The sequence below is a fragment of the Gilliamella sp. B14384G10 genome, from assembly GCF_016101685.1.
Classification (GTDB): domain Bacteria; phylum Pseudomonadota; class Gammaproteobacteria; order Enterobacterales; family Orbaceae; genus Gilliamella; species Gilliamella apis_A.
On record NZ_JACFQA010000001.1, the window covers coordinates 870,238 to 894,867 of the forward strand.

The following is a 24,630-nucleotide window of genomic DNA, read 5'->3' on the forward strand; positions in this document are numbered from 1 at the left end:
TAAAAACTCTTCTAATTTTAATAAGCTGTAATTTGTAATAAAAAGCCTTGGTCACCAGCACATGCCCCTTCAGGAATAGATACTTGTTGCCAATTCACATACTCAGGTGCACCATCAACTTTTTCAATACTTGTACCTATAAACGCATAGCTATCTTCACCATCGCTGTTACTGCCATTTCCTTTCGATTTGATTCCTCGAATTTTATAATGTGCATTTTTACCCATACTTACGTTAAACCACGGTCCATTTCGATAATCTGGATTAGCGTAATCATTTTTTATATGAGTCGTCTTAGTACCTGGACATGCACTCTCATTTGAACCAACAAGTGACCAGACAACAAATGGGTCTTGAATTACTTCACCAGCCATATCGTAAGCGACTACATAATATTCACTATGAACTTTCCACTCTTTGGGACCATTCGGATTGAATACCAAATAAGGACTATTATCACTAGTTGCAACTAATGCATTGTCTGGACTTCGATAAACTTCAAGCTTACCAGCTTGCCCACCATTGAAGTAAACAACAGCATGGTTCATGGATTGACCATATTGATTTAGTTTAGCCACAAAATCCACCGTACCAGTAATATTTGAAGCTACATCAATAGCATAAGTATCACCAATTACTTCGATATCCTTCGCTGTTGCAGCATTACTAGATACCTTCTGTCCCATCTTAACTTTTTCAAATGATTTAACAATGACACAAGGCTCTACTGATGGACAGGCACTTACATCTCCAGAAGTTCCATCAATCAAATTAATTGGCTTACCATTGCTAGTTGCTATCCACAAATTGGTAACCGAAGCTTCAAACGTATTAGCAATGCTATCCATCAAAACATCATCACTAAATCCATCATAATCAGTCATGCTTCGACTTGCTACTTCATCTTTTGGCATAACCAAAGTTGCCATTACCGTAACTGCTTCTGAACCATTAGCTGGATTCTGAATAGGATCTGCACTTGGTCTACCAAGTTTATCAATAGCCCAAACACCAACTCTACGAAGTTCGGTATTAGGTAGAACTTCAAATGATACAGCATTGGAGGTTGCTGATTTTCCTCTACTATCAGTAACCGTTACCGATAAAGAATAAACTCCATTAGTACTTACAGGTTGACGTTGACCGTCTTTATTCAGATACTTCGGTGCTACTATTTTCCAATTATCAACAGTTGCAGGTGGATTAAGCCATGAAGAACCAGTACACGTTCCCGTTGCAGAACATAAAAAACCACCGCCATTATCGATATCTTGCATATTACCAGACCACACTAACTGGGATACACCTTTAGCATTATGCAAACCTATAAAAATATTAGATGTTGAACCTTCAATTATTTGAACAGATTCTAATCCTAAATCGACAGTCATTTTTTTCTCTTTATATTCAAGAACGATATAGTTGTTACGATCAACTAAATCATATCGACTGCCTTTTAAAGATCGTGCAGATTGCACCATATCTGGATCTAATTGGTCTTTTAATGGCGTACCAATCCGATAATTCATGGTTAATTCTGCTGTGGTAGCTTTTTTATTATCTTGTCCGCGTTTATGTTGTGCCTTGATCGTGAAAAGCGGAACAGGGGTATAATCCAAGCCAACAGTTATAGCACGAGGATCTTTTTGTAAGTTATCTTTGCCAAATAATGCGACTTTATCACCAAAGTATTGTTCATACATTAGCGATCCACCTAAATGAGGATATTGTGGCAGATAACCTTGAAAACGGATATCAAAACCTTTTGCAGCTCTTTCTAAATAATCATCAAAATCTTTAGAATTTTTCCAGTCTGAGAGTGGATGGTAATAGTTAGCCGCGAATTTCATATAATCACTCCATGCCTCGGCACCAATACCTAAACGGTTATGTGCACGTTGAAAGTCGTGATCCAAAAACACATTATAACCAAGTAACCATTTTTTATCGGCTACATCCCAACGTTGACCAATACCAATATTACCTATACGGCGATTATGTTCATATTCTTGGAATGTAATTTGGCTAAAAATCAACATATCCTCGGTATCAATCCAAGGACTAAATAATTTTAAATTGACGTTATTAAATTGGCCCTTATCACTCAAATCAAACTGTAACTGAGCAGTACCAAAACGCCCTAAGAAATCTTGTGCTGCATTACGAACAGGATCGACAACCTGTGTCTTAACGCCATTACGAACATAACTTTCAGCGTAATTTTTACCTTTGTCTTTTAAATGACCAGATATACCGCCATTATCTGATGAAGTAATTTGCTTCCAGTCTTGAGTAGCGAGAGTTTGTAATGTAGACGCCACTTGTGTAGCTAAAGCATCTTTATCTTGTTTTACATTATAATTATCGTCAGAGCCCAATTTAGGTAAATTCGAATATTTATCTTGTTTATCATTACTAACTTTTATAGCTGGTAATAAAGGGGAATTTTCAGGCAAAATTAAACGGTCACCAACATCAACAACATCTTTCTTGTCAAATCGACCGGCGTTCATCGTTCTTAACTCTGAAATAGAAATACTACTTAACAACGCAATCTGATATAGACTACGTTGTTGATTATTTATCATTTCTCGAGCTTTAGTTCCATTCTTTAATTCAATTATCTTATTACTATCAACTGCGTTTGATGCTGTCTCCGAGTCTGTAGCATAAACAGGTTGTAGAGACAACGTTGCAATTACGAAAGCTGAGATAATTTTTAAATTAAGACTCTTTGTCATCTTAATTATTCCTTATATTCCTCTGACAATATTAGAATGTTTTTTTTATGTTTTTTAGCATTACACCATTGTCATTAATAGTTGTGATTATTTATTAGCTTTTAATTAAGTTTATATATTATTAAATCACTTTTACAAAATTAATATTTCTTTACAAAAAGATCAAATTTATAAGAATTTTATTACAAAAAAGTCATTTATCAAAATATTTTATTCTTTTTTTTGATTTTTTTTGTAAAGATAGATTTTATCCTTATTTTTCATAAGGTTATATTAGAGAGTTTTTTAGGATAAATTAGCTTTTTTATTACTTTGTTGAAAAATATAGTTTTTTACTAATGAACAATTAATCGATACGTTCAAATTTCAAACTAATTAAACTGATTGGTTTCAATAAATAAATCTGAAATTACTACTTCAGATTTATTTATTATAATCTTGTCATAATTTTTAGCAATATTAAATAACTGCTATTGTTCTTCATTATAAATTTCAAGATTTTCAGATTCTTTAATTGGCAAAGATATTTTAGTTTCTGCTCTATTATTCTCTAATTGATTAAAATAATTATCATCAACATCTTCTGTAATATAGTTGCCAGTAAATACAGAACATTCTAAATGGTGAATTTTGGGATTTTGTTCTCTAATAGAATCAATTAAATCAGAGAGATCTTGAAATATTAATTTATCAGCTCCGATTTCTTTTGCAATCTCATCTACTGATCGATTATAAGCAATTAGCTCACTAGCAACAGGCATATCGATACCATAAACATTAGGATATCTAATTTCTGGTGCAGCCGAAGCTAAATAAACTTTTTTAGCGCCAACAGAACGAACCATTTCAAGAATTTTTTCAGACGTCGTCCCTCGGACAATAGAATCATCAACAAGAAGTACATTTTTACCTTCAAACTCAATACGGTTAGCATTAAGTTTTCTTCTTACTGAAAGTTTTCTAGCATTTTGTCCAGGCATAATGAAGGTGCGCCCTACATAACGATTTTTAACAAATCCTTGTCTATAAGGTTTATCTAAAATACGAGCAATTTCAAGAGCTGCATCACAGGATGTTTCTGGAATAGGGATGACGACATCAATATCAATATCTTTCCACTCTCTAGCTATTTTTTGTCCTAGTTTTTGCCCCATTAATATCCGTGATTGATAAACAGATACACCATTCATGAATGAATCAGGTCGAGCAAAATAAACATACTCAAAAATACATGGGTAATATTGCGGATTATCAGAACACTGTTTAGAATAAAGCTGACCATCTTGAGTAATATAAATAGCTTCGCCTGGCTCTACATCTCGCATAAATTCAAAATCGAGAATATCTAAAGCGACACTTTCAGAGGCAACCATATATTCTGTTTTTTGATCATCAATAACTTTTTTACCAATAACCAATGGTCGGATACCAAATGGATCGCGAAAAGCAACCAGCCCATGACCAATAATCATTGCGACACAAGCATAAGCTCCTTTAATAATTTGATGAACTTGATGGACAGCACTAAAGATATTATCTGCAGTTAACGGATAAGTCGGAAATTTATCCAACTCACTAGCAAAAATATTAAGTAATACTTCTGAATCTGAGCTAGTATTTATGTGACGTCTTGCTAATTCAAACACCTTATCTCGTAACTGTTCAGTATTAGTTAAATTACCATTATGAGCCAATGCTATGCCATATGGCGAATTTACATAGAAAGGTTGAGCTTCTGAAGGGCTTGAACTACCCGCGGTTGGATAACGAATATGACCTATACCTAGATTACCTTGTAAACGTTGCATATGATGTTCTTGAAATACATCTTTTACCAAACCATTTGCTTTACGTAAACGAAAGCGATTTTGTTCATCAATGGTTACAATCCCAGCTGCATCTTGTCCACGATGTTGTAAAACAGTTAAAGCATCATAAATAGATTGATTAACAGTACTACATCCTACAATACCAACAACACCACACATACAATGATTACCTCAAACTTATTGAACTAAAAATGAAGACGACTGCTGTATAAAATCAAAAAACCAGCGAATAATAAAATGGAAATGCGGAATAAGTTGTGATTGCACCCAATATGGAGATTGAGATAAAGGTGTAAAGGTATCAACAAAAAAGAGCACTGCTGCAACAACTAAAATACCTCTTAATACCCCAAAACAAATTCCCAATACTCGATCGGTACTTGATAGTCCTGTTTTTTGGACTAATTGACCTATAATATAAGAGACGATTGCACAAACAATTAATGTCGAAATAAAAAGTATCGCAATAGCAACTGCAATCCGAATGACATCACTATCAAAATAAGTCAAATAACTAGTAATGTACATATAAAAACGACTGGCAATAAAGAACGCTAGCACCCAACTAATTAAAGATAGCGCTTCTTTGACAAAACCTCTAATAATACTAATCAGTGCAGATAAAAGAATCACACCGATAATCGTAAAATCAACCCAATTCATCATAATAACTCACAATTTTATATTAATATTTTTTAATCTTTATACATCATAAAATGGTTGTTAATTAGTAATAATTACACCTTTTAACTTAGTTAAATTATTTAAATTACTAATCAACTGTTCAGCTTGTTCTCTTTTCGCATAAGGACCCACTTGTAATTTTATCAGTTGATTTGGCCCAGGATTATTTGGTATCACTCTAACGTTATAGTTATTCAGCCTTAATAAGGCAACTAGTTCCTCAATTTTTTTCTTATTTTTTAATGCACCAAGCTGAATCATATAGGGTTTATCAGTTTGTTCATAAGATGTCGTTATTTGAGAATCAAAACTCTCATCAATAATATCAGGTGAAGCTAAAGGGCTAGGATATTGATCTGAATCAGGTGTATAAGAAGATTCATTTTTCAGAGCAACATCTTGATTTTGTTCATCTATTACACCTGATTGTAATATAGGAACTGTTGATGTTTGCGAATTAGATTTATCAGTGATTATATTTGGAGCAATAATAGCAATTATTAATAAAAATGTAGCAAAACCAATAAGTTGATTTCTAACTTTATTTGAGCCACATTTAATTTTCTCTTGATTATTATCCATGTTCACATTTGCCTAGTTGCTTACAGTATCCAAAACGGCAGAAACGGTATGAAATGAACCACAAATGACAATAATATCATCTTCTTTAGCTTCTTGCATAGCCTTTTGATATGCTTCATATACCGAATCAAACGTTGCAATGTTCGCTACATTTTCTTCTTGTAAAAACTGCTTTAATATATCAGCATTACATCCCCGTTCACCATAAAGTGAAGCACAATACCACTGATCAGCATTAAATATAGATAAAGTACTTTTAATATCTTTATCCTTAAGCATTCCTATCACAAATCTCACTTTTCCAACTTTTAATTGTTGTTGTTTTAATAACTCAATTTGCTTGACTAAATAACTGGCCGCATGAGGGTTATGAGCAACATCAACGATTACTGTTGGTGATGATTGGATGATTTGAAAACGTCCTATCAAGCTAGTTTTTTCAAGAGCACTGTCTATTTGTTTTTGAGTAATAGAAAATGGTGAATAACTAAGGGCTGCAATTGCTGTTGCAGCATTAGCGAGAGGTACATGTGGAATCGGAAGATTTTTATACTGCTTTATCGAAGAATGAAATTGCCAGAATAATTTATCAATTTGTTGATAAGACCAATCTTTGTTTACAGCAAAGATAGGACAATTTATAGCATGGGCAACGTCTAAAATGGAAGATGGTATTTCAGGTTCGCCAACTACAGCGATGCTTTTAGGTTTAAAAATACCCGCTTTTTCTTGCCCAATGCTTTCTCGGGTATTGCCAAGATATTCAACATGATCGATACCGATTGTCGTTATAATTGCAATATCAGCATCAACAATATTGGTGGCATCTAACCTACCACCTAGCCCCACTTCTAAAATAACGATATCTAGTTGAGCTTGCTTAAATTGATATAAAGCCGCGAGTGTTGCATATTCGAAATAGGTTAATGAAACATCGCCTCTGGCCTTTTCAATCGCAGCAAATGCATTAACAGTATCTGATGGGGTTGACTCTTGATTATTGATTCTAACTCGCTCAGTAAAACGTAATAAATGTGGAGAACTGTAAACACCAACACGCTTATTAGCAGCAAGTAAAATCATTTCTAGCGTACGACAAGTTGTCCCTTTGCCATTAGTGCCTGCTACAGTGAAAATATAAGGTGCTGGTTGTAATAAATCTAATCGCTCAGCGACTGATTTTACCCTTTCCAGCCCTAATTCAATGCTTGAAGGGTGTAACTGTTCCAAGTAACAAAGCCATGTCTCAAGATCTGACATGGCATCAGGGATTTTATTTTGCATGATCAATTAAATTGTTTCATCATTAACGACATTATCAAAAGGGTTAGGAAGTTTCATTAACTTAGCCAATAAACCAGCAATTTTTGGTCGCATATCTCGACGATGAATAATCATATCAATTGCGCCTTTTTCAAGTAAAAACTCACTACGTTGGAATCCTTCTGGCAATGTTTCACGTACAGTTTGTTGTATTACTCTAGGGCCAGCAAAACCAATTAATGCTTTAGGCTCTGCAATATTAATATCGCCTAGCATAGCTAAACTTGCAGATACACCGCCCATTGTTGGATCGGTCATTACTGAAATGTATGGTAATCCTTCATCTTGCATTTTAGCTAAAATAGCACTCGTTTTTGCCATTTGCATTAATGAGAATAGTGCTTCTTGCATACGAGCACCACCACTGGTTGAAAAACAAATTAGTGGGCATTTATCTGCAATTGCTTGTTCAGCAGCACGAGTAAATAAAGCGCCAACCACCGATGACATTGATCCACCAATAAAAGCAAATTCAAAACAAGCTACGACAACCGGAATGCCTAGTAGTGTTCCTTTCATAACGACCATAGCTTCTTTTTCGTGAGTTTCTTTTTGTGCCGCAGTTAAACGATCTTTATATTTTTTAGTATCTTTGAATCTTAAAATATCTTTCGGAGCAAGTTCTGCACCAATTTCGACATCAGATCCTTCATCTAAGAAACGATATAAGCGAACTCGGGCAGGAATATGCATGTGGTGATCACATTTCGGACAGACCTCTAAGTTTCGGTCAAGTTCAGCTTGATAAATGACCTGCTCACAATTGCTACATTTAGTCCAAACACCACCTGGAATATTCGCCTTTTTATGATCTGACGATATATTATTTTTACTCAGAATTTTTTCAATCCAGCTCATTATGATTCTCTCATTCGGTACTCTATAATTAACGACGTATTGTATAATACTTTGCAATAATTCTTAATACTTGTTTTTGCTTTTATATCAATTTATCCGCAATTCAATAAAATTTTTGATATTACTTAAAAATAATATACAACCAAACTTTAAAAAAGTTCAGACAAAACAAAAATAATCATCAAAATTAATTTTTAACTATAACATTTAACAATAAAACTATATTTAATATGACCACAAAAAATTATTGGTATATAATTAAAGAATAATTGTTTTTCATTTTTTCAGAAATAAGGGGTTATAGATGGACAAGGAAAAATCAGCCGCACCATCATTTCAAGATGTTCTTGAATACATTCGTTTGTCACGTCGTTTAAACAAATTAAAACGCGAAATCTCAGATAACGAGAAGAAAATTCGTGACAACCAAAAGCGCGTATTATTACTTGAAAATTTAAGTGATTATATTAAACCTGATATGACTTACGAAGAGCTTCAAGCTATTATTGCCAACATGAAGAGCGATTACGATGATCGTGTTGATGATTACATCATCAAAAATGCTGAAATTTCTAAGGAACGTCGTGACATCAGTAAAAAAATGCGTGGTTACCGTTCTAATTAATTTCTTTTCAAATAATACCCTTTTTTAAAAGGGTATTATTTTCTGGTTACTAACCTCCAGCAAGTTTAACTTTAAATCCTTTATCTTCTATTAGTGATTTTAATAGATCGCGTTTATCACCTTGAATCTCAATTTTTCCATCCTTAACCGAACCGCCACAACCACAACGTTTTTTAAGATCGGCGGCTAATTGCTGTAATTGGCCATCATCTAAGTCAAAACCATCAATCACACAAACTCCCTTTCCTTTTCGGCCCGATGTCTGACGTGAAATACGAATAATACCATCACCTTTAGGACGAGGCTTAGTGGCTTTTTCAGGTGTTATTCGACCATGCTCAGTTGAATAAACAATTGGATTATCTGACATACTAATTGCTCTTAGATGAATCAAGGGTTGATAAAATAGTTTGTAATGCTTTGCTTGGATCATCCGCTTGCGTTATAGGACGACCTATGACTAAATAATCTGCACCAGCTGCCTGCGCTCGTTGTGGAGTCATAATTCGTCGCTGATCATCAGGTGTAGAACCGGCCGGACGAATACCAGGTGTAACCAATTTAAAATCACTACCAAGTCGTGTTCTAAAGCTCTGTACTTCTTTAGCTGAACAAACTACACCATCAAGCCCACAGTTTTTGGCCAATAATGCTAAACGAGTTGCTTGTTCTAATGGCGATACCTCAATACCAATTTCTTTAAGATCTGAAGATTCCATACTCGTTAGTACAGTAACCGCAATTAATAAAGGTGCATCTTTTCCATATTGGTAAAGGGCATCTTTCGCCGCCTCCATCATGCGCACTCCACCACTGGCATGAACATTTGTCATCCAGACACCTAGCTCAGCAGCCGCAGCTACTGCTTTGGCTACCGTATTAGGAATATCATGAAATTTGAGATCTAAAAAAATATCGAAACCTTTTTGTTGTATCTGTTTAATAAAATCAGGACCAGCATGAGTAAATAATTCTTTACCGATTTTAAGGCGACAATCTTTAGGTTCAACTTTATCAATAAAATTCCATGCGGACTTTGTATCAGAAAAATCAACAGCAACAATAATTGGAGATGACATAACTTAGTTATTCCTTTTAATTATAAATTTTTAACTATTCTTTTTAATAAATTCACTTAAATCAGCATAGAATATACGAGCACTTTCTTTATAACCTTGTAATGTTTGATGTACTAAATCTGGACGAGCAAGGCCTCGCCTACGCCAATCTTTAATAGAATGAGGGCCGCCCATTGCCAGTTGCCAATCCCAAAATAGCGTTTTCTCTGACTTAGCAACTTGTTTTTGGATACTCATTACTTTAGCAAAAGACTTTGGAAAATTCTTTTCATTTAACATTGTATCTGGTGGCGTCATTAATAATATTACCGAATTTGGTGAGGATTTGCGAATTTGACGAATATTTTTCACCAAGTTTTTACGATAAGCATTCGCATCTAAAGTTTCATCAAAACTTTCATTTGTACCATATTCAAGAATAATCAAATCACTTTTTGATGCCGATAATTCATTTAACCAGTTAGGGCCCCACTTCTGCCATATTGTCTGTTTGGCACCATTAGTTGCAATCGAAGAGACAACAACGCCAGATTGTTGGTAACGAGTTAACCATATACCACCTATTTCAATATCGTTAGTTGCTTTGATAGAAAAAGGTGCTTTAGTGATAAAAGATATTGTCTGCCAGACATTACTTTTGGATGAATAGCTAATATCTATTTTTTTATCATTAGCATCATAAATATTCAACAAATTAGGACTATTTTTTAAAACTTTAACGGTTAATTGTACTCGCCAATTTTTATTGCCAGCATTTTTAGGCATCAGCTGTATAGTCGCTACATCTTTGGTTGGCTTAGCAATAAATCCTCCCATCGGGAAATCTAAATTACTTAATGTTCGGCTACTTAATACATTCCAGTTTTTTGCTTTCCAACTTACCCCTGCATGGCTTTGACCTTTTATCGCAACCGGAGTGACCCAGCCAATCCCTGCATTACCATATTTTTGTTGCATCAAAGTTCGAAATTCACCAGTAAAAAAATCTGCTGCAGAGTGAGAATCGCCAAGTTGAGTGATATTCACTACTTGATTACTATTTGTATTTTTGGACAATGAGTTTAATCGTTGGATAAATTGTTTGCTATTGGGATCGCCAAAGTCAACAATACCGGATAGTGCACTTGTTCTACTTTCAGCGACACTGCAACCAACAGAAACAGTGACAATCATTACAGTAAGAATATACTTTAAAAGTTTAATCACTATCATTGTCCTCTAATTGTTTAAAAATGATTTTTTCCATAATAGCCGTGGCTAAAATTTTCTGGCCGGTGGTGGTAAAATGGACGCCATCATCAACCCTTACTTTTATTTTTCCTTTATCGGATTCAACAAAACTTGTAAAATTCTCATAAGTACAACCTAATAACTGATTAGTAGTTAAAAAATGTTGTTGTACTTTTTCTATTTCAGATTGATACAACATATTTAAATACACCATGCCTTCATTGAGTTTCGGTTTACGCATACAAGGGGCTGCTAGCCAAAGAACTTGTACATCATGTTCATAAGCACTATTTAAAATAGCAGCTATACGCAAACGGTATTCTTCTTCCCATATAGGTGATTTGAATTTAACGTATTTAGGGTATCCTTTTAAGGGAAAATCCCACGGGTCATTAGGCCCCAGAAATACCACAAGTAATTTAATAGAAGGATCGGTAATTAAGTTATCACTAATTGTTTTTGGCCAATTAAAGGCTTTTGGGTAAGCAAGTCCCGTGCTTTGTTTACTAAGATCAATGCTTTCTATTTTATATTGTTTGAATAACATTTTTTTAACATATGGTGCAACGCCTTGCATTAATGAATCACCGGCAAAAAAGACCTTATCATTTTCAGTTAATACTATTGGTAATGGTTCATGAATTAATGGGATATCATGTTTTGGCACTTTAGGTGTTTCAATATCAGTTAATAAAGATGCTTGATTGTTTTCTGGCTCATTCGGCTGATTTTTTGATTGAGTAACATCTTTATTATTAGGAATGGATTGATTATGTATTTGTTGTTTAGTCGTATTGTTTATTTTAACAACATCTGGTTGTGAAATAATTAGAACATCTTTAACCAAATGAATATTAAAATCTTTTAAGTTATCATTCTGTTCAACGGTTGTTGTTTGAGATCCTAATAAAATTTCATCTATAGGTTCGTCAGAATCTTCTTTTATGAAGTCTTGAGTAACACTTTCTGAATTAAAAAGATCGGAATGGTAAGTTTGTTGCCAATAGATTAAAATTGATCGGTGATAAATTGCAATTAATGCAATACCGGTAATAAATAATAGGAAAAAAATTTTTTTTGCAGAAAGCGTATCTTGCTTATCTAGTAAACAATCTGATTTTTTAAAATTGTTTTTAGTTCTCTTATTATTAAAAGTATTATTTTTCAACACTTGATTTTGTGGCCTAATTTTTTTAGACGTATTTCTTCTATTTTTCGAAAATGTTTTTTTGTATGTCATTTTAATTTTTCATCATAATCAAAAATTAGCATAAATAAAATTTGGTACACCAGAAGGTGCTAAATAGATTGTTAGCCATAATATAAGGATAAAAAAGACTGGCAGGTAAATACTATTTATTTTACTAAATTGTAACGCACTCCAAGTAGGAATATTTTTACATATTGGATATATAAAAAATACGATACCTGTACTTATAAATGCCCCGATATAATGTGAATCTACGGTAAAATTGTGGCATAAAGCATATAGGTAATCTAATGCATCAGTGAAGCTCTCACAACAGAAAAATAGCCAGGTAAAACAGATATAATGCCAAGTTAATAATCGAGCAACAGTTGGCGAACGTTGCGTTATCCATCCTCTACCTATAAAACGATCTAAAATATTAAGAAAGACAATGCCTATACCGTGACAGGCCCCCCAAATAATAAAATTAATCCCAGCTCCATGCCATAATCCAGACAGCAACATCGCTAACATCACATTAACTTGAGTGCGAACAAAACCACAACGGCTGCCACCGAGAGGAATATAAATATAATCTCTAATCCAATGAGATAAGCTAATATGCCAGCGATCCCAAAACTCACGTAAATTAGAGGCTAAATAAGGAAAATTGAAGTTAATCGGCAGCCGGAAACCTAATAAAAGTGCAATCCCTGTCACTAAATCAGTATAACCAGAAAAGTTAAGATAAATTTGCATAGCATAAGCATATAAGCCAACTAATAAATCAATAACGCTATATTCTAAAGGGTTTGAAAAAATTGGCGTTACCCAATTTTCACTAATTAATCCGCCCAGACAATAAACTTTTATGACGGCTAAAATAATTAATGTAAAAGCGCGAAAGGGTTCTAAAATATCTCTAGGTTGACTTACTGCTATTTGAGGTAGAAACGTTTTTGCTCGATTGATTGGACCGGCAATTAAACTGGGGAAAAAAGCTAAAAACAAAGCAAAATCCCAAAATCTCGCTACCGGTAATTCTCTTTTTTTAATTGATACTAAATAACTTACAGAATGGAAAGTATAAAATGAAATGCCTATTGGAATAAGAACCGTAACAACAGGTATTAAAATTGATAAGTTTAAATAATTACATAATGACTGTAACTCATACCGAAAAAAATCAAAATATTTAAATAATGCTAAATTGATGATTGCCGCAACCAATCCTAATATCAACCATCGCTTAGCATGATGTTTGGAACCAGCAATCATCACAGAAACAAAATATATCGCACAGGTATAAATAAAAAGGATAACAGCAAACTGCAAACTATAACTACTAACAATAAGATAACTTGAAATCAAAAGTAATATATTCTGAAATTTTGGTAATAATCTAAAAGCCCAATATATCGCAAAGAAACCCACAAAAATTAGACCAAATTCAATCGATAAATAACTCACTGCAATCCTTTCATCTGTAAATATACCGTTGACCAAAACTTTATTTCTATATTATTACTCTCTTAATTCTGCTGCTGATAGCCAATTAGTTGTGATTGAGCTAAAGCATTATAGATAATCAATTCTTTATTTAATCCAGTGACCGATAACAATAAATTCCTCGCTTGTAACCAAATTTGATACAACGAAGCTATTTCATCATTATTCTTTGTCGCAAGTAGCCTGACTAAAGGCACTTGATCGCGATTAACTATGTATCGACCTACTTTTTGTTTGGCTTTTAAGGCATCGCTTAACAATGCACAAAACCAAGTAATGTGCTCAAAAAAACCTTCATGATTAAAAGTTTTTGCTAATTGCCAAAAATTATTTTGCGGTAAGATTTCTAATAAATTTTCACAAAATGATTTTCTCTGCTGCCATTTTTCAGGTTGAAGTAATATTGCTGCATTTAGTGGCGCATTTTCGCTCAATAATAATGCAGTGGCAAGCTCATTATCGCTGTATAGGTGATTGTGTTGTTTTTTTAACCAATCAATGGATTGTTCTAATTTTGGAATAGGTAAAAAATAACTAAAACAACGACTGTGAATTGTGGGTAAAAATTGGCTATTATGCTCATCACTCAAAATAAAATAGGTATTTTCTGGCGGCTCTTCTAATGTTTTTAGCAATGCATTAGCTGCAGCTTCCGTCATTGAAGCCGCATGTTTGATCCAAATTATTTTATTGCCACCTTGCTGTGATTTTTCATAAACTTTAGTCGAAATACTACGTATTTGATCAATACCAATTGATTGTTTACCTTGCTCATGTGTAATTACGTAATAATCAGGATGATGCTGAGATAAAAACAACTGGCAATTATGACAATTACCACAAGGCTCTAATTGTTGTGAAGATTGACAAATTAATCGATTAACCAGTAGATTTATCAATTCTTCTTCACCACTTCCCTGAATATAATTAATTAACATGGCATGATGTGCCCGATTATTAACAATCGTATCAGCAAGTTGCTGAAAAGGTAATGCAAGCCAAGGATATTTATTAAAAATCATAAAACCAAAACCTAATTTATTAGCCATGAATTCAAAATAGTTTCAATTTGAGCTGTCACTTCTTCTATAGATTGATTGGCATCGATGGTCACAATAGTATTATCACGCTCAGCTAGTTGTAAATAACGCTGACGAATACGCTCAAAGAATGGTAATGATTGTTGTTCAATGCGATCAAGCTGCCCGCGGGATCTGGCCCGCATTAAACCGAGTTCTGGCGCAACATCTAAGTACAATGTTAAATCAGGTTTAAATTTACCCAAAACCTGAGCTTGTAATGTTTCAATAAAAACCTTATCGATCTGTCGCCCACCACCTTGATAAGCTTGAGTTGATAAATCATGTCGATCACCAATAACCCATTTCCCCATTTTTAATGCCGGTTTAATTACATTATCAACCAATTGTATACGAGCAGCATAAAGCATTAGCAATTCCGCTTTATCGGTTAGCGGTTCATTATCTAAACCATTTTTAATAATATTTCGTAATGCTTCTGCAATTGGAGTACCGCCAGGTTCGCGAGTAAATTGTAAATCAGCAATATGATGTTGTTTTAAAATACGTGCAACAGTATTGATGGCGGTTGTTTTGCCTGCACCTTCTAAACCTTCGATGACAATAAATTTACCTGTCATACAAAATTCCTAAATGATTAATAATGAATTGATGATTAATGTTGAGTATTGTACGCTATTTTTAATAATTATTTTAGTTTAGCTAAAAATTAGCTATTAATGATATAGTAAAAATAAACTTTATTAAGAAGAGATGATAGAGATCTTATATGCCACAAAACTTTAAAAATTATAATCAAGATCTATTAAAAAAAGTTGTATTAAAGAAAAATATAACAGCAATAGTACAGCTTTCAGTGGCACTCTTGTTTATTCTTAATATTCTTTTTACTTTGCGAGTACACCAAAGAACTATTATCTTCCCTAAAATTGAATTTTCATTTTTTTCTGTAGCCATCATGCTTAGTTTTCTTCTCGCTTTTTCTAGAAAAAAAATGTTGAAAAAACCATTTTTAGAACGAATTAAACAGTACCTTGCACGTGCTTTTATGATTTTTTCTTTTAATCTCCTAATTTTTTTAGGTATACCAATAGATATTATTTATTTCTATCCTACTGAATCTAAAATTTATACCACTGAATATAAAATTACCGCACCAGGGCCAAGTAGAGGTAAACATGGGCATTGTAAAAATGGTTTAAAGATTCTTGATAAAGATAACAATTATTTCTTTTTTCTATGTATAAATTTAAATGACAAAATCAAATATGGTACTAAAGCTCAAGTAAGAGTTAAAGAAACACCAATAGGCTCATACTTAATTGATTATAAGTTATTTGTTACTAGCAAATAATTTACTAATTAATCACATTTGCAATATCATGTAAACCATTTCAACGCACTTTCTGCCTAGTGTTATTACCTTAAAAACCGATATTATGCAGGACTTTAATTTGACGATTTGAATCACTTAATGTTTATAATACAACATTAAACATTCAGCCCTAGAAACGTTAATTACATAATAATGTTACTCACATTGAGAAAGTTATGATTAAAAAGAATAATGATAATTATCCAGCAAATAAAGATTTAAATAATAACAATACTGGTACACAGTCCGAGATCACATCGTTACAGACAAAACAGCCGTTGTTTCTGTCAATCATTGATAAATTAACGCCTTTTTCCATGATTTGGGTTAGTTTGGTGTTGATGTATGGTGTTATCTGTATGTATACAAATAAAATGGGACAAGATGAGTTTTATCGTTTTATTTTTTTCTTACAAAGCCCAGTTGTTGTAGTGCTAAACTGTATTGCATTACTACTCGCTTTATTTCATTCAATAAACTGGTTTAGGTTAATGCCAAAGATTATTTTTAAGCAAAATATTCATAAAAAGAAACAAGGATATTTACTTATTATTGGCTTATGGGGTGTAACAATTTTACTTTCATATTGCTTACTATTATTGATAATTAAATAAGTGGTATTTGATCAATGAAAAATCAAGAAACTCAACCAATACAGTCTGACTCAAAAGTGGCAAAAGGATTATTTTCTTTAGGTGGGCTTTGGGCAGCTATTTTCGCACCAGTGGTATTAATCATTGTTGCGTTTATCATTCCTTTTGGTGACGCAATAACGCGTTCATATATTTTAAAGTTAGCCAATACTGAATTAGGTAAATTATTTTTGTGCTTAATGATTTCGCTACCAATTTGGTGTGGATTGCAACAGATTCTAACTTTGTTACATCAATTTAATATCTATCCAAAGCGAGAAAAGCTACTTACGTATGGTTTAGCGTTAGCATGGACAGCTCATGCGATTTATATTTTATTTGTAAGATAAAACTAGAGTGATGTTTATTCATTGGCGTTATCGAGTTCACTAGTGATAACGCCATGTTTAATTGATTAATAATACGTAATCTGCCGAACTATATTAGTTTGTTTGGTTTTTCTATTTTGTTTTGATTGTGTTGCACTCAGCCAATCATTTTTCTCATTAAAAGTTAAAAATTCAGTCATGTAATGAGTGGTATTTTTTCCAACTATTGAATAAGTCGATTGGATTGCATTTAATCGATTTTTATCATCATATTGGTAAGAAAAATCGCTTTCATTTTTAGTTTTATTACTATATTGCGCCGAGACCTTTGCTAGATGGCGATTTTGATAACCAAATGCATAAATCGAAGCACCTTTTTGCTCTGTTCCTACTACTTGACCATTAGCATCCAACTCTTTTAGCTGCCATTGCACATTTTTATTAATTAAACAATTGTTATTATCAAATTGATAACTATCATTCTCAATAAAGGTAAAATCGGGCGCTTGTTTTATCTGTTCAGAAGCAATAACTCTACCTTGTGTATCGATTTTGAACTGAGTGGTGCTCCTTGTTTCATCCTCAATATCTTCAATCACATTTTGCCAGCCAGATTCGTTTTTTTGTAGATGTTCAGAATAGAGTTTTTCATTATCACCGGAATAAAGATCGTAATGACTTTCTGTAATCAAACCATTTGGATCATAATTTAAACTATGTTTGACAATTGAACGTATCGTACCAGTATCTGATGTAATGGTTGAAGTTCTCACTTCTTGCTTAATCCCTTTAGCTGTTGAATCAATAAAGTCTAATATTTTAAAAATATAGTTATTTGCCTCAACTTTATTTTGTTCGGGATTATCTGAACATGTCAATGCCATTGCATTTATTGAGATAAATGATAAACATGAAGCGGTTAAAAAACGGAATATATTTTTTTGCATAATGAACCTGTTAACTCGTTTACTAAACTAAATATTTAATAGTGGCTTATAGCTAAGCCACAAAGTTGTACATTTATTTTTTTCGCATTAATAATGCGTCTTCCCAATTAACCTTTTGTTCTTGTTTATGCTCTTGCTGAGCTTGTTGTTTTTCATCAGACTGTCCATCTTTTTCTACATTTTCAGATGATCCTGTTTTTTGAGTTTTTTCGATAATATCCGCATGAATTAACGTCTTAGTCGCTTTTCTCGGTGGTTTATCTAAAAATGATAGTAAAACTTTAGTGTACTCTGATTCCGGCGTATAAAACACTTTTTCTCGTGAACCTTGTTCAACAATTTTACCGTCTTTCATAACCACAATCTGATGACATATTGAATAGATTAACGCAAGATCATGGCTAATAAACAGATAGCTAAAGTGATGTTTCTCTTGCAATGATTTAAGTAAATTAATTATCTGTTTTTGAATTGTATGATCTAAAGATGACGTTGGCTCATCTAAAATTAATAGTTCCGGCTGCAATATTAAAGCTCTAGCAATCGCTATTCTTTGCCGTTGTCCACCAGAAAACTCATTTGGATAACGAAAACGCATTTCAGGATCCAAACCAACCTCTAGCATAATATCAATTACCGCTTGTTCTCGCTCTGTTTTAGTCAATTTTTTGTGCGTCATTAGACCTTCACTGATGATCTGCTCAACATTAAAGCGAGGATTAAGTGATGAAAATGGATCTTGAAATACAACCTGAATTCGGCTACGGAATGGTAATAACTTCTTACCAGATAAATTCTGGATAGGATGGCTATCGAATAGGATATCACCTTTTGATTTTATTAAACGTAAAATAGCTAGTGCAGTGGTACTTTTACCTGAGCCTGACTCCCCAACAATACCAACTGTCTCACCTTGATGTACCGCAAAACCAATATTATCAACAATTTTTTTCTTTTTGCTGCTAAATAATCGTTTTTGAGTAACGACCTCAACATCAAGATGATTCACATTCAGCAATATACCAGGAGTATCAGGTAAAGGAACCGGTTCACCACTAGGCTGAGAATTTAATAATGTTTGAGTATATTCATGCTGTGGACGCAAAAAGATACGTTGTTTATTATTGAATTCAACAATTTGGCCATCCTGCATTACCGCTACTTTATCTGCCAATTTTTTTACTATGCCCAAATTATGTGAAATAAATAACATGCTCATATTAAGCTCTTTTTTGAGCTCTTTGAGTAATTCAATAATCTGTCCCTGAACAGAAACATCTAAAGCAGTAGTTGGTTCATCAGCAATTAATAATTTTGGATGAGTTAAAATGGCCATGGCAATCATTACACGTTGCCTCTCACCGCCAGATAACTGATGAGGATAAGAAGCCAGTTTGCTTTTAGGATCTTTAATGCCAACCCGATCGAGATATTGTAAGATTTCACCTCGAGCCACATTACGTCGCATACCCCGATGTAAAGATAAGACTTCATAAAGTTGTTTTTCAACGGTATGCAATGGATTAAGTGATACCATTGGCTCTTGAAATATCATACTAATTTCATTACCGCGAATTTTACGCAATTCTTTTTCAGAGGCATGTAATAATGATTTATCTTCGAAAATAATATCTCCTGAAGGATAAATCACTCGCTCTTTTGATAACAGTCTTAATATTGACAGTGCTGTTACACTTTTACCAGAGCCTGACTCACCGACTAATGCCACTGTTTCTTGTTCATTAATATCAAAACTAATAGCGTCAACAACTTGATTTTGTGAATGCTGGCCTGTTTTAAAGGCAATACTTAAATCAATGATAGATAATAAAGGAGAACTCATTGATATACTCCTTTGTTTGGATCGAATGCATCTCTAATTGCTTCACCAATAAATATTAACAGTGACAATAAGATGGAAATAACTAAAAAAGAACTAATTCCTAACCAAGGCGCTTGCAAATTATTTTTGCCTTGTAGTAATAATCGTCCTAAAGATGGTGAATCAATTGGTAAACCAAAACCGAGAAAATCAAGTGCCGTTAGTGTTGAAATTGAACCACAAAGAATAAATGGTAAAAATGTTAATGTTGCCACCATCGCATTTGGTAGCATATGCCGTAACATAATTTTACTATCGCTTACTCCCATAGCTTTAGCGGCTCGAATATAATCGAAGTTACGGGTTCGGAAGAATTCTGCTCGAACAACACCGACCAATGCCATCCAACCAAATAACACCGTAATACCTAATAACCACCAAAAATTAAGCGGTAAGATACTGGCAAGTAAAATTATCACAAATAGCTCAGGTAAACCACTCCAAATCTCAATAAATCGTTGTCCTAATAGATCAACTTTTCCGCCATAATAACCTTGAATTGCGCCAATTAGCACGCCGATAATGGAGGTGAAAAAGGTAAGAAACAAGGCAAAAAACATTGAAACTCTAAAACCATAGGCAATGTTTGCTAAAACATCAAATCCAGCATCGGTGGTGCCAAGCAGATGGTTTTTTGATGGTGGTGTAGGGAACGTGCTGGTTGTATCATGAATCACAGTATTATGAGTATAACGAAATGGAGGCCAAAGTATCCAACCATCAGACTCAATCTTATTTTGTACCGCTGGATCTAAATAATTAGTTTGTGTTTGAAATTGCCCACCAAATTCAGTTTCCGGATAAAAATGGAATATTGGCGAATAATAGTTATTTTGATACTTGATAAATATTGGTCGATCATTAAATATAAAATCAGAAAATAGGCTGATTATAAATAATATTGAAAATAACCATAATGAATAATACCCACGTCGATTGCGTTTAAATCGTTGCCAACGTAGCTGATTAATTGAATAGTGCGTAGTCATCAGTTGCGAGCCTCAAAGTCAATACGTGGATCGATTATCATATAAGATAAATCTGATAAGAGTTTGGTAATAAGCCCAATCAATGTAAATATATACAATGAACCAAAAATAACCGGGTAATCACGCTGAATAATTGCTTCATAACCGAGAAGACCCAATCCATTAAGCGAAAAAATAGCTTCAATCAAAACGGAACCGGTAAATAAAATGCCAACAAATGCAGCAGGAAAACCCGATACAATAAGCAAGGTCGCATTACGAAAAACATGCTTATACAGAATTTGCCTTTCACTTAACCCTTTCGCTCTGGCAGTGACAACATATTGTTTACGAATCTCATCTAAGAATGAGTTTTTGGTTAACATGGTTAGTGTGGCAAAACCACTTACTACCATAGCGATAGTCGGTAAGCAAATATGCCACGCATAATCTTTTACTTTGCCCCAAAAATCTAATTGTTCAAAATTATTAGAAATCAATCCGCGCAGCGGGAAAATATCCCAATAACTGCCACCTGCAAACAAAACAATTAATAATACGGCTAGTAAAAAAGCAGGTATTGCATAACCAATGATAATTAACGTACTTGACCAAAAATCAAATCTTGAACCATCTTTAACCGCTTTACGAATCCCTAATGGGATTGAGATTAAATAAATGATTAATGTACTCCATAATCCCAATGAAATAGAAACAGGTAAACTTTTTGCAATTAAACTTAATACTGATTCACTTTTAAAAAAACTGTTACCAAAATCAAACTGGATATATTGCTTTAACGTATTGATGTAGCGTTCCCAAAGCGGTTTATCAAATCCATACTGTTTTTCAATCATTGCCACAATTTCTGGATCTAAACCGCGTGCACCACGATAATTTGATTCATTTTTTGGTTCGGTCAACTTAGCAGGGCTATTTTCACTGCCAGGCAGCAATACTTGCCCTGCTTGAGGGCCATTCTCTATCATAGCTAAAGCTTGATCGACGGGGCCACCTGGTGCAATTTGCACAATAAAAAAGTTGATAGTCAAAATGATTAATAAGGTTGGTATAATTAGCAATAATCGACGGATAAAATAATTCAACATATTAACGTACTCTATTCTTTGTCAAACTAGCTGCTTTGTTTGCATCATACCACCAGCTATCAATACCTATTGCATAAGTTGGCTGTATGGCTGGTTGCCCAAATTTGTTCCAATATGCATAATAAGTTTTGCTGTTATACCACATTGGAATCATAGGATATTCTTGAGTTAAAATACGATCGAGCGCTCGTCCCAGTGAAATTAACTCACTTTGATTACCTACATTTTTGATTATTTCAGCAATAATCGAATCAATTGCCTGATTATGTAAGCCGGAACCATTATATGTAGAGTTTAAATATTCACTTCCCCAAAAAATTATTAAATCTGAGGATGGATAATCTATTGCATTATAATTACGTGGCATCATGTCATAATCACGCTCACGCATTCTGCGCGTCAATTGGGCATAATCTAATGAAGTTATTTTCATTGTAATCCCCAAACGGGCTAAATTTTGCTGAAATGGGATCGCATATTTAATGTCATCACCTAGATAAGTCAACAATTCAAACGCAAAAGGTTGCTCAGTTTTAGCATTAATTAAGTTACCATCTTTAATAATCCAACCCGCGTCTTCTAACAATTTAGCGGCGGTTAATAAGTTATTGCGGTTAAAACCTTGTCCATCACTTTTCGCAATAGTGTAGGCTTCATCAAAGGCTTGCTCGGGAATAATATCTTTATATGGTGTTAACCATTTAAGTTCTTGTTCACTAGGTTTACCTTTTGCAGCATAAATAGTATTTTCAAAAAAGCTAAACGGTCTCTTATAACTATCATAATAAAAGGCGTGATTAAGCCATTCAAAATCAAAAGCTAAGGTTATTGCTTGACGAACTCTAACATCTCTAAAAAGATCTTTCTGCAAATTAAACGCTAACCATTTAGTATCTACAGCGGTTTCGACGTTTTTTTCTTTCTTTATGATATCTTTTGAATCAAAGTATTTTCCTTGATATTGAGTAAACCAGTTTTTCGGTTGCCCTTCACCGCGGAAATCGTATTCTCCAGCTTTAAACGCCTCTAAAGCTATACTCGTATCCATATAATAATCGATACGTTTTTCATCAAAATTATCTAAACCTTTATTAACAGGTAAATCTTTTGCCCAATAGTCAGGATTACGCTTATAAACTACATACTGCCCCATTTTATAATCACTAATATAATAAGGACCACTGCCAATAGGAGGAGTACTTAACGGCTCAGAAAAATTATGATCTTGCCAAAAATGTTTAGGAATAACACGCATACTACCGACAAAAGAAAGTAATTTTTCACGATCGGTTTCAGGTAATTCCACCCTAACCCGATAATCATCTATCGCTTTAACATTTATACCTTTGTTATAAACTCGATATTGTGAAACACCTTCGGTCATAAATTTATGAAAAGTAAATTCCACGTCATATGCGGTTATTGGCTTACCATCCTGAAAACGTGCATTGGGATTAATCGAGACTTCTGCCCAACGATAACTATCAGAATAAGTTATTGAAGTTGCTATTAGTGGATAAAAGCTGGAAATATCATCGGCTGTTGAGGTAAAAAGAGAATCATATAACGAACCAGAATGATGTTCAGGTGCGCCACGACTAGCAAAACGGTTAAAATTATCAAAGGTACCTATTTCATGTAGTTTGATAATCCCACCTTTAGGGGCATTGGGATTCACATATTCTAGGTGGTCAAAATTTTCAGGATATTTCGGATCACCCAATAACGAAAAAATGGTTTTATGGTAAATATGCTCGGTTGGTTGATTCGGTTCAATGCTGTCAATCGGCTGGGATTCAATGGTCTCAGTTGATGGGTTAGCTTCTACCGGTGTATCTGACAGCAAAGTGATATTTGGTTCTTCTTCGGCATAGACAGTCATTGAACAAAAGAATAATCCACTCAAACAGCTTGAGATGAATAACTTTTTGATATTTTTTTTTCTTTGACTAATCATCCTAATTTAGTTCCTGTTTTATCAACAATTTATCAAAATAAGATTTTACCCTATTGAGTATTAAAAATTTTTAAACGATTTAGAATACGCTAAATCACACACAGTAAGCTAACTATTTTGCCAAACTTCAATCGAATGAGCAAAACCTTATTAATAAACTTAATAATAAATGGCAATTATAACATTAATTGTTATCAATATTTGTTTTAGATATATTATTTTAAAGAAAGCAAATTTTTAACTAGATAAGAATAAATCGTCATGATTCATAATAAAAAAATTTTGAGGAACGGGGTTTTTTAACGCTATTTTTAGCAATTTTAATCGTAATATAAATCAATGTTACGCTTTTTTATAAAACTAACCTTTGTTAACCGTTAAAAAATTATTGGTCTCAATTGAAAATGAGTTCCAAAATAAGTTAATTTAAAATTGCTAAAAAATTTCTTTTGAATTGGCTCTATTATTAATATTAATGTAATACTAGCAATGAGTTATCCGTTATTAACCAAAGCCAAAATATTTTGGATGGCTGTTTTAGCTTGATGGCTATTTTTCCAACATGATGATCCTGTTAGTAAAGCACCTTTGTTAAGAATTTCATCTAACGAGGCATTGCGTAATTTATCAAAAGAATCAAGTTGCATCTCTTCAAGTCTTTCAATAATTTTAGTGCCAACAAATTTTAATTCTAATAATTGTTGGCGTTCGGTTTCTGAAAAGGCCATTTTTTCTGTCCATT

General features: G+C 33.5%; 23 protein-coding genes. 4 read left to right on the forward strand and 19 right to left on the reverse strand.

All coding sequences use genetic code 11. The annotated features are described in order from the left end of the window. Positions 1-17: 17 nt before the first annotated feature. From H3T54_RS03895 to accD, 6 genes are all read right to left on the reverse strand, one after another. Complete coding sequence (locus H3T54_RS03895) at positions 18-2,741, reverse strand: inverse autotransporter beta domain-containing protein (RefSeq protein WP_198221022.1); 2,724 nt, start codon at positions 2,739-2,741, stop codon at positions 18-20. A gap of 470 nt (positions 2,742-3,211) precedes the next feature. Continuing rightward, positions 3,212-4,729, reverse strand: coding sequence for an amidophosphoribosyltransferase (purF, locus tag H3T54_RS03900; RefSeq protein WP_110447119.1), 1,518 nt, complete (start codon positions 4,727-4,729; stop codon positions 3,212-3,214). An 18-nt stretch (positions 4,730-4,747) separates the two neighbouring features. Then, positions 4,748-5,233: a CvpA family protein gene (locus H3T54_RS03905; protein WP_110448014.1), complete on the reverse strand. Its 486-nt coding sequence runs from the start codon at positions 5,231-5,233 to the stop codon at positions 4,748-4,750. A gap of 60 nt (positions 5,234-5,293) precedes the next feature. Then, positions 5,294-5,836 carry an SPOR domain-containing protein gene (locus tag H3T54_RS03910; RefSeq protein WP_198221024.1) on the reverse strand — a complete coding sequence of 181 codons (543 nt, stop codon included), beginning with the start codon at positions 5,834-5,836 and terminating at the stop codon, positions 5,294-5,296. 12 nt (positions 5,837-5,848) lie between these two features. After that, entirely contained in the window at positions 5,849-7,120 is a 1,272-nt protein-coding gene (gene folC, locus H3T54_RS03915) for a bifunctional tetrahydrofolate synthase/dihydrofolate synthase (protein ID WP_232351503.1), read from the reverse strand. Positions 7,121-7,126: 6 nt separating this feature from the next. Next, positions 7,127-8,017, reverse strand: coding sequence for an acetyl-CoA carboxylase, carboxyltransferase subunit beta (gene accD, locus H3T54_RS03920; protein ID WP_110447116.1), 891 nt, complete (start codon positions 8,015-8,017; stop codon positions 7,127-7,129). Positions 8,018-8,321: 304 nt separating this feature from the next. Between accD and tmaR the strand changes: the two genes are divergently transcribed. Continuing rightward, positions 8,322-8,642: a PTS system regulator TmaR gene (tmaR, locus tag H3T54_RS03925; RefSeq protein ID WP_065577725.1), complete on the forward strand. Its 321-nt coding sequence runs from the start codon at positions 8,322-8,324 to the stop codon at positions 8,640-8,642. A gap of 49 nt (positions 8,643-8,691) precedes the next feature. Here the strand turns inward: tmaR and yciH are convergent, their stop codons facing one another. The 7 genes from yciH to tmk form a co-directional block, all read right to left on the reverse strand. After that, positions 8,692-9,012, reverse strand: coding sequence for a stress response translation initiation inhibitor YciH (yciH, locus tag H3T54_RS03930; RefSeq protein ID WP_305040874.1), 321 nt, complete (start codon positions 9,010-9,012; stop codon positions 8,692-8,694). 1 nt (position 9,013) lies between these two features. Next, a complete protein-coding gene (gene pyrF, locus H3T54_RS03935; protein WP_110447114.1) occupies positions 9,014-9,721 on the reverse strand; it encodes an orotidine-5'-phosphate decarboxylase in 708 nt (235 codons plus the stop codon). A gap of 30 nt (positions 9,722-9,751) precedes the next feature. Further along, positions 9,752-10,927: a GDSL-type esterase/lipase family protein gene (locus H3T54_RS12050; protein WP_198221026.1), complete on the reverse strand. Its 1,176-nt coding sequence runs from the start codon at positions 10,925-10,927 to the stop codon at positions 9,752-9,754. Beyond that, positions 10,920-12,191, reverse strand: a complete 1,272-nt coding sequence (locus H3T54_RS03945) for a DUF459 domain-containing protein (RefSeq protein WP_198221028.1) — start codon at positions 12,189-12,191, stop codon at positions 10,920-10,922. The genes H3T54_RS12050 and H3T54_RS03945 overlap by 8 nt, the downstream gene beginning before the upstream one ends. 18 nt (positions 12,192-12,209) lie before the next feature. After that, positions 12,210-13,610 (reverse strand): MBOAT family protein, encoded by a 1,401-nt coding sequence (locus H3T54_RS03950; RefSeq protein WP_198221030.1) that lies wholly within the window; start codon positions 13,608-13,610, stop codon positions 12,210-12,212. Between the two features lie 62 nt (positions 13,611-13,672). Continuing rightward, positions 13,673-14,671, reverse strand: a complete 999-nt coding sequence (gene holB / locus H3T54_RS03955; RefSeq protein WP_181414615.1) for a DNA polymerase III subunit delta' — start codon at positions 14,669-14,671, stop codon at positions 13,673-13,675. Between the two features lie 11 nt (positions 14,672-14,682). Continuing rightward, positions 14,683-15,309, reverse strand: coding sequence for a dTMP kinase (tmk, locus tag H3T54_RS03960; protein ID WP_110447109.1), 627 nt, complete (start codon positions 15,307-15,309; stop codon positions 14,683-14,685). Between the two features lie 149 nt (positions 15,310-15,458). Between tmk and H3T54_RS03965 the strand changes: the two genes are divergently transcribed. The 3 genes from H3T54_RS03965 (at position 15,459) to frdD (ending at position 17,046) form a co-directional block, all read left to right on the forward strand. Beyond that, positions 15,459-16,043 carry a hypothetical protein gene (locus H3T54_RS03965; RefSeq protein WP_198221032.1) on the forward strand — a complete coding sequence of 195 codons (585 nt, stop codon included), beginning with the start codon at positions 15,459-15,461 and terminating at the stop codon, positions 16,041-16,043. Between the two features lie 197 nt (positions 16,044-16,240). Next, on the forward strand, positions 16,241-16,678 hold the full coding sequence (locus tag H3T54_RS03970) for a hypothetical protein (RefSeq protein ID WP_198221034.1): 438 nt from the start codon (positions 16,241-16,243) through the stop codon (positions 16,676-16,678). Between the two features lie 14 nt (positions 16,679-16,692). Continuing rightward, the gene (gene frdD / locus H3T54_RS03975; protein WP_110447106.1) at positions 16,693-17,046 is read left to right on the forward strand and encodes a fumarate reductase subunit FrdD; all 354 of its coding nucleotides are present in this window, start codon (positions 16,693-16,695) and stop codon (positions 17,044-17,046) included. A gap of 65 nt (positions 17,047-17,111) precedes the next feature. On the opposite strand, the gene H3T54_RS03980 is transcribed toward frdD, so the two are convergent. The 6 genes from H3T54_RS03980 to H3T54_RS04005 form a co-directional block, all read right to left on the reverse strand. Beyond that, positions 17,112-17,972, reverse strand: coding sequence for a hypothetical protein (locus H3T54_RS03980; RefSeq protein WP_110447105.1), 861 nt, complete (start codon positions 17,970-17,972; stop codon positions 17,112-17,114). Positions 17,973-18,045: 73 nt separating this feature from the next. After that, complete coding sequence (gene yejF, locus H3T54_RS03985; RefSeq protein WP_198221036.1) at positions 18,046-19,815, reverse strand: microcin C ABC transporter ATP-binding protein YejF; 1,770 nt, start codon at positions 19,813-19,815, stop codon at positions 18,046-18,048. Further along, a complete protein-coding gene (locus H3T54_RS03990; protein WP_198221038.1) occupies positions 19,812-20,843 on the reverse strand; it encodes an ABC transporter permease in 1,032 nt (343 codons plus the stop codon). Before H3T54_RS03990 ends, yejF begins: the two co-directional genes overlap by 4 nt. After that, positions 20,843-21,931: a microcin C ABC transporter permease YejB gene (locus tag H3T54_RS03995; RefSeq protein WP_110447102.1), complete on the reverse strand. Its 1,089-nt coding sequence runs from the start codon at positions 21,929-21,931 to the stop codon at positions 20,843-20,845. Before H3T54_RS03995 ends, H3T54_RS03990 begins: the two co-directional genes overlap by 1 nt. A gap of 1 nt (position 21,932) precedes the next feature. Continuing rightward, the gene (locus H3T54_RS04000) at positions 21,933-23,888 is read right to left on the reverse strand and encodes an extracellular solute-binding protein (RefSeq protein ID WP_198221040.1); all 1,956 of its coding nucleotides are present in this window, start codon (positions 23,886-23,888) and stop codon (positions 21,933-21,935) included. Between the two features lie 494 nt (positions 23,889-24,382). Continuing rightward, positions 24,383-24,616 carry a hypothetical protein gene (locus H3T54_RS04005; protein ID WP_198221042.1) on the reverse strand — a complete coding sequence of 78 codons (234 nt, stop codon included), beginning with the start codon at positions 24,614-24,616 and terminating at the stop codon, positions 24,383-24,385. Positions 24,617-24,630: the final 14 nt, after the last annotated feature.